The organism is Dysosmobacter sp., from assembly GCF_052306735.1.
GTDB lineage: Bacteria > Bacillota > Clostridia > Oscillospirales > Oscillospiraceae > Oscillibacter.
In genome coordinates this window covers 1-15,422 of record NZ_DAWBAJ010000046.1, presented here as the reverse complement: position 1 = coordinate 15,422, position 15,422 = coordinate 1, and the positions used below count along the sequence as shown (strand labels likewise).

The window sequence follows — 15,422 nt, the reverse complement described above, 5'->3', positions numbered from 1 at the left end:
CCCTGGCCTCCAAGGCCACCGGCTACCCCATCGCCAAGATCACCACCAAGATCGCCCTGGGCTACACCCTGGACGAGATCAAAAACGACATCACCGGCAAGACCTGCGCCTGCTTTGAGCCTACCCTGGACTACATCGTGGTGAAAATGCCCAAGTGGCCCTTCGACAAGTTTGCCGACGCCTCCCGGAAGCTGGGCACTCAGATGAAGGCCACCGGCGAGGTTATGGCCATCGCCCCCAGCTTCGAGATGGCGCTGATGAAGGCCGTCCGGGGCGCGGAGATCGGCATGGACACTCTGAACCGCAAGAAGGACCCCGACGATACCGCCCCCATCCGGGAGCGGCTTACCCGGGTGGACGACCACCGGCTTTTTACCGTGTTCGAGGCCCTCAAGTCCGGCGTCAGTGTGGAGGAGATCCACGATATCACCAAGATCGACCGCTGGTTCCTGTGCAAGATCCAGAAGCTGGCGGACTTTGAGGCCACCCTCTCCGGGGACCTCACCGAGGAGCAGTACCTCCGGGGCAAGCGCCTGGGCTACACCGACGAGGCACTGGAGCGCCTCTCCGGCGGGAAACTCCCGGCCCACCGGGACGCCGTTTACAAGATGGTGGATACCTGCGGTGCCGAGTTCGACGCCGAGACCCCCTATTTCTACTCCTCCTACGACACCGTGTGCGAGTCCCGAGCTTTCCCCCGGTCTGGACGGCCCGTCATCATGGTGCTGGGCTCCGGCCCCATCCGCATCGGCCAGGGCATCGAGTTCGACTACTCCTCCGTCCACTGCGTGTGGACTTTGAAAGAGCTGGGGTATGACGTGGTCATCGTCAACAACAACCCCGAGACCGTCTCCACCGACTACGACACCGCCGACCGGCTGTACTTCGAGCCCTTGTGCCCCGAGGATGTCATGCACATCATCGCCGTGGAAAAGCCCATCGGCGTGGTGGTGGCCTTCGGCGGCCAGACGGCCATCAAGCTCACCGGCTTTCTGGACAGCCACGGCGTGCGCATCATGGGCACTTCCGCCGAGTCCATCGACATGGCGGAGGACCGGGAGCGCTTTGACGAGCTGCTGGAGCGCTTCTCCATCAAGCGGGCGGCCGGACGGGGCGTCCTGGGCATGGACGAGGCTCTGGAGGCCGCCCATGAGCTGGGCTATCCCGTGCTGCTGCGGCCCAGCTACGTCATCGGCGGCCAGAACATGGTCATTGCCCACAACGACGAAGAAGTCCGCCGCTATATGGAGATCATCCTCTCCGGCAAGATCGAAAACCCCGTGCTGGTGGATCAGTACCTGATGGGCAAGGAGCTGGAGGTGGACGTCATCTCCGACGGCACCGACGTGCTGATCCCCGGCGTCATGCAGCATATTGAGCGCACCGGCGTCCACTCCGGCGACTCCATCGCCGTGTACCCGCCCTTCTCCATCGGCGACAAGATGCTCAAGGTCATCGTGGACTGCTCCGAGAAGCTGGCCCTCTCCCTGGGCACCCGGGGCCTCATCAACATCCAGTACCTCATCTACCAGGGGGAGCTGTATGTCATCGAGGTGAACCCCCGGGCCAGCCGTACGGTGCCCTACATCTCCAAGGTCACCGGCGTGCCCATGGTGGACCTGGCCACCCGGGTCATGGTGGGCCAGAGCCTCAAGTCCCTGGGCTACGGCACCGGACTCTACCGCCAGCCTCCTTATGTGGCCGTGAAGGTGCCGGTGTTCTCCTTCGAGAAGATCACCGACGCCAACGCCTCCCTCTCTCCGGAGATGAAGTCCACCGGCGAGGTGCTGGGCCTGGGCAAGAACATGCAGGAGGCCCTCTTCAAGGGCCTGGTCTCTGCGGGCTACAAGGTGGAAAAACCCACCCGGGGCGGCATTTTGATCTCCGTCAACCGCCGGGACCAGCCGGAGATCGTGGGCATTGCCCGGAAGCTGGACGATATGGGCTACAAACTCTACGCCACCGACGGCACCGCCCGGGAGATCTCCCAGCTGGGCACCCAGGTGGAGATCGTGGGCAAGCTGGGCCAGGACAACCGGGTCTTCCAGCTGCTGGAGGCCGGAAAGATCGACTACGTGATTCTCACCGGCTCCACGGAGCCCGACTACATCCGGGACTTCATCCACCTGAACCACCGCTGCGTCCAGCTGGGCATCCCGTGCCTGACCAGCCTGGACACCGCCTCCGCCCTGACGGATATCCTGGCCAGCCGGTATACCCAGGCCAACACGGAGCTCATCGACATCTGCCACCTGCGCACGGAGCGCCAGAAGCTGCCCTTCGCCAAGATGCAGACCTGCGGCAATGACTACATCTTCCTGGAGAACTTCGACGGGGAGATCACCTGCCCGGAGTCCCTGTGCGTCACCTTCTGCGACCGGCACTACGGCATCGGCGCCGACGGCATCATCCTCATGGAGCACTCCCGGAAGGCGGACGCCCGGATGCTCATGTACAACGCCGACGGCTCCCGGGGCGCCATGGCAGGCAACGCCCTGCGCTGCATGGCCAAGTACCTCTATGACAACAACATCGTCCGCAAAGACGTCATGACCATCGAGACGGACACCGGCGTCAAGACTGTGACGGTCTACACCACCAACGGCAAGGTGACCTCCGCCGCTGTGGACATGGGCTATGCCACGCTGGATACCACGGCCCTGCACCTGAACCTGCCGGAAAAGGAGATCGTGGACTATCCCGTCACCATCGGCGGGGAGGAATACGCCATCACCTGCGTGGACATGGGCAACCCCCACTGCGTGGTGTTCTGCCCCCGGGTGGACGGCGTGAACGTGGAGCAGGTGGGCCCCCGGTTCGAGCACGCGGACTATTTCCCCGACCGCATCAACACGGAGTTTATCCGGGTGGTCAACAAGAACACCATCAAGATGCGGGTCTGGGAGCGGGGCAGCGGCGAGACCCTGGCCTGCGGCTCCGGCGCCTGCGCGGCGGTGGTGGCGGCTGTTGCCAACAACCTGTGCAGCAAGGGCAGCGACGTCACCGTAAAGGTCCGGGGCGGCGACCTGGTGGTCAACTACACCGACGAGAAGGTCACCCTCACCGGCGACGCCAAGCTGGTCTACACCGGCCAGGCGGAGTATTAAGGGCTTTCCACAGCGCCCAACACCAGTGAAAACCAAACGGAGCGGAGGCACCTCCGCTCCGTTTGTGCGCGGTTCGAGCCCGGGAGATCTTCCCGGGGCTCCTGGAGGAACAACTGCATGAAACACGATTATCAACGTTCGGAATCCTTTACGGCGGCGGCGCTGCTGGCCCTTGCCGGCGGCTTTCTGGACGCCTATACCTACCTGTGCCGGGGGGCGGTGTTCGCCAACGCCCAGACCGGCAACATGGTGCTGCTGGCCCTGCGGGCGGCGGAGGGCAACTGGGCCAAGGCGTTCCACTACCTGATGCCCATTCTGGCCTTCTCCCTGGGGGTGCTGGTGGCGGAGCTCATCAAGCGGGCCCACCGCCATCCCGGCCGGATCCACTGGCGCCACACGGTGCTGGCGGTGGAGATGGCGGCCCTGGTGCTGGCGTCTTTGGCACCGGTGGGGGAGTGGGACTCTCTGGTGAACGTCACCGTCTCCTTTGTCTGTGCATTGCAGGTGGAGACCTTCCGCAAAGTCCGGGGCTATCCCTTCGCCTCCACCATGTGTACCGGAAACCTGCGCAGCGGCACCGAGGCCCTCTACCACGGCGTTTCCAAGCACGACCCGGACATGCTCCGCAAGGGGGGATGCTACCTGGGGGTCATTGCCTGCTTCCTGGCGGGAGCGGCCCTGGGCGGGATCCTCTCTCCCCGGTTCCCCCAGGGGGCGCTGCTGGCGCCGGCGGTGCTCCAGGCGGCGGCTTTCTGGTGGATGTTCGGTTCCGGCGGGGGAGCGGAATCAAAAAACTGAAAAATTTTGTCAAATTTCTTCCTGATTCTTGCAAATCCCGTCGGGTATGGTAGAATGAAAACGCTGTGCCAAAAAACAAACATCCAACAGGAGTGTGCTGTATGTCTGCTCACCACCATTTTCCCCGGATCGGACTGCGCAATTTCAAGACGGCCCTGGCGGCCGCCCTGTGCGCCCTGATCTACTACTTTTTTGACCGCAGCCCCGCCTTTGCCTGCATCGGTGCCATCTTCGGCATGGGCAGCGATTACGACACCAGCAAGCGCCACGGGGGAAACCGCTTTTTCGGCACGTTGGTGGGGGGCTTTATCGGCATGGGGCTCTTCGCCGTTTACGCCGCCCTGTTTCCCGACGGCGGCAGCCGCTGGGTGCTGATCCCGCTGACTTTTGTGGGAGTGCTGGTGCTGATCCTGGCCTGCCAGCTGATCTGGGTGGGCGGCGTGCAGCCGGGTGGCGTGGTGCTTTGCATCATCCTCTTCAACACCCCTTTGGACAGCTACGTTTCCTACGCCCTTAACCGCATCCTGGACACCGGCATCGGGGTGCTGATGGCCCTGTTCGTCAACGGCATGCTGCCCGGCGGCTTCACCTTCGGATTCATGCACCGTTTTTACCTGCGGGTAGGGATCCGGGACGATGTGTGAGAAGGTTCCAACTGAATTTGCCGGAGGGGGGCCGCCCCTCCGGCCATTTTTTCTTTGCTGTAATAAAGATTTTTGTTGACAAAAAAGGGGACGGTGTTATCATCACATACATCAAACGCAAGGACGCAGAGTAGTAAGCGGGAAGGCCCATACAGAGAAGTGTCGGTTGGTGCAAGACACGATGGCTGCCGATCCGCCGAACTGGCTGCAGAGCGGCCGTGCCGAAAGGGAGTAGGTGCGGACGGGTGCTCCCGTTACAGCGGCGGGGATATGATGGTATCCCACAGAGTGATCCTCGTTTCGAGGATAAAGAAGAGTGGTACCGCGGAAGGATCGTTGCCTTTCGTCTCTTCTGCCCTGACAGGCAGGAGCGGCGAAAGGTTTTTTTGTTGCCTCCTGACCCCATCCAATCTTTTTTCGGGAGGAACCACACATGAAAGAAAAACGCATCGCAAAGACCCCCTTCGCCCTGGCGTTCTCTGTGGGCGCCGTGCTCTTCTCCGCCCATGCCGGCGGCGGCTTTGCCACCGGCAACCAGGCCAATACCTACTATGTGGGCCTTGGCTGGGCCGGCATCGTCTCCGCCGTCATCGCCATGCTGCTGCTGACACTCACCATGCGCCAGGCCATGGTGATGTACAACTCCCGGGGAATGACCAGCTATAAGCAGCTCTTCGAGACCCTCTATCATCCCTTCGACAAGATCGAGTGGCTCTTTGAGATTTTCTTCTACATCATGGTCCTCATGGCCGTGGCTGCCGCCATCTCCGGTGCAGCCTCCGCCCTCCAGGGATATTTCGGCATGAACTACTACCTGGGCATTGTGGTCGTGGGCATGGTGGTGCTGATGCTCACCATCTTCGGCGCCGGCATCGTCCGGGCGGCCTCCACCTACATGGGGCTGGCCATCCTGGTGACAGCCATCACCATCTACACCGTGGGCATCTTCAAAAGCGACAGCTCCATCACCGCTATCCTCCAGCAGGACTTCACCACCCGGGGCTTCGGCGGTATGCCCCAGGCCATCATCAACGCCTTTACCTATGCCGGCTTCCAGTGCGTGACGCTGCCCACCATGATCGCCTGCGGCACCCCCCTGGAAAACCGCAAGGGCTGCGGCAAGGCCATGTGGATCTCCTTTGTGATGAATACCGTGGCCCTGGTGCTCTCCATCTTCATGCTGCTGTCCTGGGAGGGCGTCTACACCGCCGTGGAGGGCGGCACCACCATCCCCACCCTCACGGCCTGCAATGCCATGGGCATCAGCTGGCTGACCACCGTGTACGGCATCTGCCTGCTGCTGTGCCTGATCTCCACCGGCGTCACCACCATCTACGGCTTTGTGGCCCGGTTTGAAAAGCTCCCCATGTTCCGGGGCATTTCCTCTGCACCCATCCGCAGCGCCATCGTCTCCGCCTTCATCATCGTGGTGTCCATGAGCATCTCTTTGGTGGGCCTCTCCAACATCATCAAGTACGGCTACGGCTACTGCGGGTACCTGGGCATCGCGGTGGTGGTGATCCCCTTCCTCACCGTGGGTGTCTATAAGAACCGCGCCTATATCCGCGCCCACGGAGAGGCCTTCCCCCAGCGTCAGGAGGAGGAGAAGCCCTCCGCAGCCAAGTCCGTCCCCAACACCCGCCCCGCCGCCCAGTGCGACTGAGCCCCAGCAAGAAAAGGAGAAACGATTACCATGGAGAAAACCCTCTTTCCCGGATACACCATCGGCCCGGACGCCTATGACGACATTGCCGCCGTCTGCCCGGCTTACGGCAAGAAAGCGGCCGTCATCGGCGGCAAGCACGCCCTGGCAGCTGCCGGAGACGCCATCGTAAAGGCGGCCCGGGACGCCGGCATCGAGGTCATCGGCCCCCTCTGGTACGGCGGTGAGGCCTCCCGGGAGAATATGGAGATGCTGCGGCCCCAGGTGGCGGAGGCGGACATGATCTTCGCCGTGGGCGGCGGAAAGACCATCGACACCTGCAAGGTCCTCTCTCAGGAGACCCACCGGCCCTTCTTCACCTTCCCCACCATCGCCTCCACCTGTGCCTCCTGCACCAGCCTCGGCATCGTCTATCACCCGGACGGGAGCCTGCGGGAGTACTCCTTCTCCAAGATCCCCCCCAACCACATCTTCATCAACACCCAGGTCATTGCCGACGCCCCGGACATCTATCTCTGGGCCGGCATGGGCGATACCATGGCCAAGCACTATGAGTGCACCATCTCCTCCCGCAACGACATTCCGGCCCACTCCGACGCCATGGGCATTGCCCTGAGCTCCATGTGCGCTGTGCCCATCATGCGCTGGGGCCGCCAGGCGCTGGAAGACTGCAAGGCCCACACCGTCACCCGGGAGCTGACGGAGGTGATTCTGGGCATCACCATCTCCACGGGACTGGTGTCCAACTTCGTCCAGGTGGACTACACCACCGGCCTGGCCCATGCCATCTACAACGGCTTCACCGTTCTGCCTTCCACGGAGGCCCACCACCATCTCCACGGCGAGGTGGTCTCCTACGGCATCCTGGTGATGCTCACCATCGACAAGCAGTATGAGGAGCGGGACAAGCTCTACGCCTTCAGCCGCTCTATCGGCCTGCCCACCTGCCTGGCGGACGTCCACGCCAAGCCGGAGGATCTGGAGGCCGTCACCACCAAGGCCCTGGCGGGCATCGACGTGCGGGTCTATCCCTATCCGGTCACGGCGGAGATGATCGTCGCGGGCATCATGGAGATGGAGGAGTATCACCGGACCCACAGCTGATGGGACGACCGGAAGAGTACCGCCTGACAGTTTAAAAGAAAGGGCGCCGGCAAAAGCCGGCGCCCTTTTTGCGCGCTGACGGAGCGGGAAGTTCCGGGGTATTGGGTGCAAAAATCCCCCGGCCAGATGGCCGGGGGATTTTCTCACATTTTCCGGGACAGGAATTACTTCATGTCCTTGATGGCAGCCTGCGCGGCGGCCAGACGTGCGATGGGCACGCGGAAGGGAGAGCAGGACACATAGTCCAACCCGGTGCGGTGGCAGAACTCCACGGAGGAGGGATCGCCGCCGTGCTCGCCGCAGATGCCCAGATGCAGGTTGGGGTTGGTGCTGCGGCCCAGCTTGCAGGCCATGTCCACCAGCTTGCCCACGCCCTTCTGGTCCAGCTTGGCGAAGGGATCGTTCTCGTAGATCTTCTTGTCGTAGTAGGCGTCCAGGAACTTGCCGGCGTCGTCGCGGGAGAAGCCGAAGGTCATCTGGGTGAGGTCGTTGGTGCCGAAGGAGAAGAAGTCGGCCTCCTTGGCGATCTCGTCGGCGGTGAGGGCGGCGCGGGGGATCTCGATCATGGTGCCCACCAGGTACTTCATGTCGGAGCCGGCGGCCTTGATGATCTCGTCAGCGGTCTTGACCACCACGTCCTTGACGTACTTGAGCTCCTTGGCCTCGCCCACCAGGGGAATCATGATCTCGGGGACCATGTTCCACTCAGGATGCTTGGCCTGGACGTTGAGGGCGGCCTTGATGACGGCCCGGGTCTGCATGGCGGCGATCTCCGGATAGGTGACAGCCAGACGGCAGCCGCGGTGACCCATCATGGGGTTGAACTCGTGGAGGGAGGCGATGATGGCCTTGATCTCGGGTACGGTCTTGCCCATGTCCTTGGCCAGCAGCTCAATGTCGGCCTCCTCGGTGGGCACGAACTCGTGCAGGGGGGGATCCAGGAAGCGGATGGTGACGGGGCAGCCCTCCATGGCCTCGTAGATGCCCTCGAAGTCGCCCTGCTGCATGGGCTCCAGCTTGGCAAGAGCCTTCTCGCGCTGCTCCACGGTGTCGGAGCAGATCATCTGACGGATGGCGGGGATGCGGTCCTCGTTGAAGAACATGTGCTCGGTACGGCACAGGCCGATGCCCTGGGCGCCGAACTTGCGGGCCTGGGAAGCATCGTGGGGGGTATCGGCGTTGGTGCGCACCTGCAGGCGGCGATACTTGTCGGCCCAGCCCATGACGCGGCCGAACTCGCCGCCGATGGAAGCATCCACGGTGGGGATGGCACCGTCATAGATCTTGCCGGTGGAGCCGTCCAGGCTCAGCCAGTCGCCCTCGCGGAAGGTCTTGCCGGAGAGCTCGAAGCACTTATTGGCCTCATCCATCTTGATGGCGGAGCAGCCGGAGACGCAGCAGGTGCCCATGCCGCGGGCCACGACGGCGGCGTGGGAGGTCATGCCGCCGCGGACGGTCAGGATGCCCTGGGCGGCCTTCATGCCCTCGATGTCCTCGGGAGAGGTCTCCAGACGGACCAGGACCACCTTCTCGCCCCGGGAGGCCCACTCCTTGGCATCCTCAGCGGTGAAGACGATCTTGCCGGAGGCGGCGCCGGGAGAGGCGGCCAGAGCAGAGCCCACCACGGGGGCCTTCTTCAGGGCCTCGGCGTCGAACTGGGGATGGAGCAGGGTGTCCAGAGAGCGGGGCTCGATCATGGCCACGGCCTGCTTTTCGTCGATCATGCCCTCGTCCACCAGGTCGCAGGCGATCTTCAAAGCGGCGGCGGGGGTGCGCTTGCCGTTACGGGTCTGGAGCATGTAGAGCTTGCCGTTCTCCACGGTGAACTCCATGTCCTGCATGTCGTGATAGTGGTTCTCCAGCAGCTGGCACACGTTCTGGAACTGCTCGAAAGCCTCGGGGAACTTCTCGGCCATCTGGCTGATGGGCATGGGAGTCCGGACGCCGGCCACCACGTCCTCGCCCTGGGCGTTGGTCAGGAACTCACCGAAGAGCTTCTTCTCGCCGGTAGCGGGGTTGCGGGTGAAGGCCACGCCGGTGCCGCAGTCGTCGCCCATGTTGCCGAAGGCCATGGACTGGACGTTGACGGCGGTGCCCCAGGAATAGGGGATATCGTTGTCCCGGCGATAGACGTTGGCGCGGGGGTTGTCCCAGGAACGGAACACGGCCTGCACGGCGCCCATCAGCTGCTCCTTGGGATCAGAGGGGAAGTCCTGGCCGATCTTGGACTTGTACTCGGCCTTGAAGGCCTCGGCCAGCTCCTTGAGATCCTCGGCGGTGAGCTCCACGTCCTGGGTGACGCCCTTGCGCTCCTTCATCTCGTCGATGAGCTGCTCGAAATACTTCTTGCCCACTTCCATGACCACGTCGGAGTACATCTGGATGAAGCGGCGATAGCAGTCCCAGGCCCAGCGGGGGTTGCCGGACTTCTTGGAGAGCACCTCCACCACGGTCTCGTTGAGGCCCAGGTTCAGGATGGTGTCCATCATGCCGGGCATGGAGGCCCGGGCGCCGGAGCGCACGGAGACCAGCAGGGGATTCTCCTCATCGCCGAACTTCTTGCCGGTGATGGTCTCCATCTTGGTGATGTATTCCATGATCTCGGCCTGGATCTCGGGATTGATCTTGCGGCCGTCCTCGTAATACTGGGTGCAGGCCTCGGTGGTGATGGTGAAGCCCTGGGGCACAGGCAGGCCGATGTTGGTCATCTCGGCCAGGTTGGCGCCCTTGCCGCCCAGGAGCTCACGCATGTTGGCGTTGCCCTCGGTGAACAGGTAACAATACTTTTTGCTCATGCTCTTTCCTCCGTTTTTTTCACTGCCTTTGGGCAGATCGTTTGTTCATGTCCGCAGACGTCGCGCAAACGATTGCGCAACATTTGCGTGAGTAAACGATTAACTCACATAACAATTATCATTATACTGTCCAGCACTGGAAAAAACAATTCATAAAAGCCATAAAATACACATTCGGAATTGGAATTTTCCAACAAAAATTTGGGAAAATCCACAGCAGACGGCCTTGAAAAGGAGGAGAAGCGGCTTTTTCCCGGCTTTTCTTTTGCACGTCTGTGTGGTACAATAAACCGAATACCGCCGCGGCAGGAACGGGGACGCTGTGCCCGGTGCCGGGGCGGGAGAAAATCGTGTTTGGAGGAGGGACGCCTGTGCCTGCCTTTACCCTGCCGCCGGAAGATCCGGCAGCCATCCGCATCCGGAGGGCGGCTGCCCGGGACGCCCTGTCCCATGCCCTGGTGTTTACAGGCGGTGCCGCCCGTCTGGACGCTGCCCGCTATGCCGCCGCCGCCTTTGAGTGCACCGGCGCCGGCACCCGGCCCTGCGGGGAGTGCCCCGCCTGCCGGAAGGTGATCCAGGACATCCACCCGGATGTCATCACCGTCCGGGACGACCAGCACAAGAATATCGCCGTGGATGTGGTGCGTGCCATCCGTTCCGACGCCTATATCCGGCCCAACGAGGGACGGCGCAAGGTGTATCTTTTTCCGGACTGCGCCCTGCTGACGGAGCAGGACCAGAACGTCCTTTTGAAGATCGTGGAGGAAGGGCCGCCCTACGCCGCCTTTTTGTTCTGCGCCGAGAGCACGGCGGCAGTGCTGCCCACCCTGCGCTCCCGGTGCGTGGAGCTGCGCACCGGTGCCGGCGGGGAGGCGGCGCCCGCGGGGCTCGCCCAGCCGGAGGAGCTTTTGTGCCGGGCCCTGGGGGCCCATCGCCGGGGCGCCGTCACCGAGGCGGCAGTGCGCCTGGAGAAAAAGCGCCTGACCCGGGAGGATCTCGCCGCCCTGCTGGAGCGGGGACGGGAGTGGGCCGCCGCGGCGCTGCTGGCGGAATATGGGCACCCGCCCCGGGACGAGGATCGGGAAATTGCCCTGTTTCTTGCGAAAAACTTGACAAAAAAGCAAATCATGCGCACAATAGACTTGTTTGAGAAGTACCGCAGGGAGTGCGTTTACAACGTGGGCCCGGGCCATATGCTGGGCGCCCTGGCGGTGGAATTGGAGGGTATCCTTTGACAGAAGTAATCAGCGTCCGCTTTCGGGGCGGATGCAAGACGTATTTTTTTGACCCCCGGGGCGCACAGGTGCGGATGGGGGACCAGGTGATCGTGGAGACCGCCCAGGGCCCGGAATTTGCCACCTGTACCGAGGGCAATCACGAGGTGGATGATAGCGCCATCGTCAAGCCCCTGAGCCCCATGCTGCGCATGGCCACGGAGAATGACCGCCGCACCATGGAGTACAACCGCAAAAAAGAGAGCGAGGCCTTCGACATCTGCGAGCGCAAGATCGCCGACCACGGCCTGGAGATGAAGCTGGTGAACGCCTCCGCCAGCTTTGACGGCAACAAGATCATCTTCTATTTCACCGCCGACGGACGGGTGGACTTCCGGGAGCTGGTGCGGGACCTGGCCAGCGTGTTCCGGGCCCGCATCGAGCTGCGGCAGATCGGCGTCCGGGACGAGGCCAAGATGATCGGCGGCCTGGGCATCTGCGGACGGCCCTTCTGCTGTTCCCAGTTCCTGGACGGCTTTTTGCCCGTCTCCATCAAGATGGCCAAGACCCAGAACCTGAGCCTGAACCCCACCAAGATCTCCGGTACCTGCGGGCGGCTCATGTGCTGCCTCAAGTACGAGCAGAACGCCTATGAGGACGCCGCCAAACGGATGCCCAAGGTGGAGTCCTTCGTCCAGACCCCCGACGGGCCCGGCAACGTCAAGAGTGTGGATCTGCTGCGGGAAACCGTGAAGGTGGCCCTGGACTCCGCCATGCCCAACGAGCCCCTCAAGTGCTATCACAACTGCGAGGTGTGCGTGCTGCGCAACGGCAAGGGCAGCCGGGACGGCATTGAGATCCCCGCGGAGCGTCCCGCCCGGTATGTGGAGGAGCGGGAAGAGGAGGAGTTCACCGCTCCCGTGCTGATGACCCCCTTCTATATGGACGCGGAGCTGGAGGATGCCCCCGTCCGGGAGAAGATCGGCGAGAGCGAGGGCAAGCGCCGCCGCCACCGGGGCGGCCGGCGCCGCAGCGGCAGAAGTGGCGAGAACGCCGCCGCCAAACCCGCCGAGAATGCCCAGGCCCCCAAGGGCGACAAGCCCTCCGCCCCTGCCCAGGGCGGCAAGAGCCCTAAGGGCGAAAACCGGGGAGAGCGCAAGCCCCGTCCCCCCAAGGCCCAGAACCCCAAGCCCGCCCAGCAGGGAGGAAACCGTCCTCAGCAGCCCAAGCAGGCTGAAACGTCCGCCCCGTCCGGCGGGGAGAACGCCGAGGCCAAGCGCCGCCGCCGTCCCCATCACCGGGGCGGCCGCCGCCGCAGCAAGGGCGGCGGAGAGGGCACGGCCCCCGCATCCCAGGGTGAATAAGGAGTGAAGTCCCGCCGTCCGCTTTGCGGGCGGCGGGCTTTTTGCACAAGGCGGCGATCTGCCGCCCGGAGAGACAGAGAGGAGTACATATGGGAATCTTTGACGGCGTGCTGCTGGCCAGCGATTTTGACAACACCCTGATCTACACGGAGGAGGCACTGCGCTCCGGCACTCCGGTGCCGGGGCTGCTGGAGGCAAACCGGCAGGCCCTGGAGCGCTTCATGGCGGAGGGAGGCCGGTTCACCGTGGCCACCGGCCGGGCCCTGGCGGCTTTTATCCGCTATGCGGATAAGGTGCCCATGAATGCCCCCGCCGTGGTGTGCAACGGCGCGGCTCTGTACGATTTTACCGCCGGGGCGTACCTGGAGACCGCCATGCTGGACGGGGAGGCCCGCGCCCGGGGGCAGACGGTGCTGGACCACTTTCCCGGCATGGCCGTGGAGGCCTACCACATCGACAACGTCATCCACGCCGTCCACCCCAACGACATCACCCGCCAGCATGAGCACATCACCAAGGCGGCGGTGACGGAGGCGCCCTCCCTGCTGGAGGTGCCCCTGCCCCTGGGGAAGCTCCTCTTTGAGGCGGAGCACCGGGATCTGGAGGCTGCCCGGGACTTTCTCACCGCTCAGGGCTGGGCGGAGGACTACGAGCTGATCTTCTCCGGCCAGACACTGCTGGAGATGACCGCCAAGGGCGCCAACAAGGGCGGCATGGTCCGGCGCCTGGCATCCCGGCTGGGGATCTCCATGGACCACGTGTACTGCGTGGGGGACGAGGCCAACGACATCCCCATGCTCACCGCCGCGGCGGAGGGCTTCGCCCCCGCCAACTGCGTCCCCGCCGTGCGGGAGAGCGGCGCCACCATCGTCGCCGACGCCCGGGAGGGTGCCCTGGCGGATGTGGTGGCCCGTCTGGAGGCCAAATACCGCTGAAAATAGGAAAAAAGTGTCCTCGCTACCGCTGGTTGCGGAAGTTCCAGCTTCGGTTGCTGGCGGCGGAGCGGGAGCACATGGTATCCTGAGGCCAGAACTAGACGGGAGGATACGCCTATGACCTTTGGAGAGAAGCTGCAAAGCCTCCGGGCCCGGGAGGGCCTGAGCCAGGACGCCCTGGCGGAGGCGCTGGATGTGAGCCGACAGGCGGTGAGCAAGTGGGAACGGGACGAGGCCATGCCGGAAGCGGAGAAGATCGTGCGCATCAGCCGCCGGTTCGGGGTCACCACCGATTACTTATTGTTGGAGGACGCCCCGGAGCGGCCCACCGCAGACTCCCGGGAGCGGCTGCGGAGCCTGGGCGCCTGGATCCGGGACCGGGGCTGGCTGCTGGGGGTACCGGTGGCCCTGTACGGCCTGTGGCGGCTACTGGAGTTCGTGTCCGGCACCTGGGGGGAGCTGATGCGTCAGGTGGATCAGCGTACCTTTTGGGAGGGGATGGGGACGTATCTGTTCCATAATCACAGAGGAAGCCAAATTGCGGCGGACCTGGGCTGGATCGCCGCCGGGTTGACAGCGGCTGCGGGAGGCGCCCGCATCGCCGGACACATCCGCTGGTATCACGCCGGGACGGTGCTGGCCGCAGGCGGCGCTGCCTTGGCACTGGCAAGCCTGCTCTGGGGCGGTACCATGCTGAGCTGGGGCGTACCGGCAGGAGACGCACTGTCCTATTACGGCGGCGATATACTGCACGGAGTGGCCCTTGTCCTGGTGGGCCTTGCCCTGGCCGTGGGGGGCCGCCGTCTGGACAGCCCGAAGAAAACAGAATCTTGATGAATCCAACACCCCGGAGGGTCTCCTCCGGGGCATTTTTTGTCCTGCGGAAAAAATTTTCTGCATTTCCCCCTTGACAAATCCTTAAGTTGTGTTATTGTATTAATCACTTAGTACAACAGTACAAACGAAAGGGAGGTGCTTCCATGCAGTGGAGCTTTTCCAACGATCTGCCCATTTACTCCCAGCTCATCGGGCAGATCAAGGTGGGCATCGTCTCAGGTGTGTTTCCGCCTGGGGAGCGGCTGCCGTCGGTGCGGGACCTGGCCACGGAGGCCGGGGTGAATCCCAACACCATGCAGCGGGCTCTGGCGGAGTTGGAGCGGGACGGCCTGGTGTACAGCCAGCGGACTGCCGGACGGTTTGTGACGGAGGATGAGACTATGATCGAACAGGCGAAGCGGGGATTGGCCCGGGGCCATATCCAACGGTTTCTCAAGGAGATGGGGCGGCTGGGATACGCCCGGGAGGAGATTTTGGACCTGCTGCGGCAGGAGGCTATGAAGGAGGGAGACGGCAATGCCGATCTTGGAATGTAAGGATCTGGCCAAGCGCTACGGCTCGGTCAGCGCCCTGGATCACGTGAACCTCACGGTGGAGCCGGGGCGGATTGTGGGGCTGTTGGGCCCCAACGGCAGCGGCAAGACCACGCTCATCAAGCTGGCCAACGGGCTGCTGACCCCCAGCGAGGGCGGTATTTACATCGACGGGCAGACCCCGGGGAAGGAGAGCCACGCCTGCGTCAGCTACCTGCCTGAGCGCACGGCCATCCCCACCTGGATGTCCGCCCGGCAGCTGATGGAGTTCTACCAGGACTTCTACAAGGACTTCCGGCCGGATGCCGCCATGGAGATGCTCACCCATCTGGGGATCTCTCCCCAGCAGCGCATCAAGCAGATGAGCAAGGGCACCCGGGAGAAGGTGCAGCTCATCATGGTGATGAGCCGGGCGGCCAAGCTGTATC

12 protein-coding genes and 1 other annotated feature are annotated in these 15,422 nt (G+C 63.5%); of the genes, 11 read left to right on the top strand and 1 reads right to left on the bottom strand.

The window, feature by feature from the left end; genetic code table 11:
- The 5 genes from carB to ACT67G_RS10125 all read left to right on the top strand — a co-directional run.
- The coding region (gene carB, locus ACT67G_RS10145; protein WP_443664158.1) for a carbamoyl-phosphate synthase large subunit at nucleotides 1-3,107 on the top strand (3,107 nt) is incomplete at its 5' end.
- Between the two features lie 117 nt (nucleotides 3,108-3,224).
- Entirely contained in the window at nucleotides 3,225-3,905 is a 681-nt protein-coding gene (locus tag ACT67G_RS10140) for a YoaK family protein (RefSeq protein ID WP_443664157.1), read from the top strand.
- Between the two features lie 101 nt (nucleotides 3,906-4,006).
- Complete coding sequence (locus ACT67G_RS10135; protein ID WP_443664156.1) at nucleotides 4,007-4,549, top strand: FUSC family protein; 543 nt, start codon at nucleotides 4,007-4,009, stop codon at nucleotides 4,547-4,549.
- A 111-nt stretch (nucleotides 4,550-4,660) separates the two neighbouring features.
- Nucleotides 4,661-4,903 (top strand) — a binding site (T-box leader).
- 79 nt (nucleotides 4,904-4,982) lie between these two features.
- The gene (locus ACT67G_RS10130) at nucleotides 4,983-6,212 is read left to right on the top strand and encodes a hypothetical protein (RefSeq protein WP_443664155.1); all 1,230 of its coding nucleotides are present in this window, start codon (nucleotides 4,983-4,985) and stop codon (nucleotides 6,210-6,212) included.
- A gap of 30 nt (nucleotides 6,213-6,242) precedes the next feature.
- A complete protein-coding gene (locus ACT67G_RS10125; RefSeq protein ID WP_443664154.1) occupies nucleotides 6,243-7,316 on the top strand; it encodes an iron-containing alcohol dehydrogenase family protein in 1,074 nt (357 codons plus the stop codon).
- A gap of 164 nt (nucleotides 7,317-7,480) precedes the next feature.
- Here the strand turns inward: ACT67G_RS10125 and ppdK are convergent, their stop codons facing one another.
- Complete coding sequence (gene ppdK, locus ACT67G_RS10120; protein WP_326214582.1) at nucleotides 7,481-10,111, bottom strand: pyruvate, phosphate dikinase; 2,631 nt, start codon at nucleotides 10,109-10,111, stop codon at nucleotides 7,481-7,483.
- 371 nt (nucleotides 10,112-10,482) lie between these two features.
- Here ppdK and ACT67G_RS10115 point away from each other — a divergent pair, with 371 nt between their 5' ends.
- The 6 genes from ACT67G_RS10115 to ACT67G_RS10090 form a co-directional block, all read left to right on the top strand.
- A complete protein-coding gene (locus ACT67G_RS10115; RefSeq protein WP_443664153.1) occupies nucleotides 10,483-11,346 on the top strand; it encodes a DNA polymerase III subunit delta' in 864 nt (287 codons plus the stop codon).
- On the top strand, nucleotides 11,343-12,689 hold the full coding sequence (gene ricT, locus ACT67G_RS10110) for a regulatory iron-sulfur-containing complex subunit RicT (protein WP_443664152.1): 1,347 nt from the start codon (nucleotides 11,343-11,345) through the stop codon (nucleotides 12,687-12,689). The genes ACT67G_RS10115 and ricT overlap by 4 nt, the downstream gene beginning before the upstream one ends.
- Before the next feature lie 89 nt (nucleotides 12,690-12,778).
- Complete coding sequence (locus tag ACT67G_RS10105) at nucleotides 12,779-13,624, top strand: HAD-IIB family hydrolase (protein WP_325247022.1); 846 nt, start codon at nucleotides 12,779-12,781, stop codon at nucleotides 13,622-13,624.
- Nucleotides 13,625-13,741: 117 nt separating this feature from the next.
- A complete protein-coding gene (locus ACT67G_RS10100; protein WP_443664151.1) occupies nucleotides 13,742-14,458 on the top strand; it encodes a helix-turn-helix domain-containing protein in 717 nt (238 codons plus the stop codon).
- A 146-nt stretch (nucleotides 14,459-14,604) separates the two neighbouring features.
- Nucleotides 14,605-14,997, top strand: a complete 393-nt coding sequence (locus ACT67G_RS10095; RefSeq protein WP_443664150.1) for a GntR family transcriptional regulator — start codon at nucleotides 14,605-14,607, stop codon at nucleotides 14,995-14,997.
- The coding region (locus tag ACT67G_RS10090) for an ATP-binding cassette domain-containing protein (protein WP_443664149.1) at nucleotides 14,978-15,422 on the top strand (445 nt) is incomplete at its 3' end. The genes ACT67G_RS10095 and ACT67G_RS10090, both read left to right, overlap by 20 nt.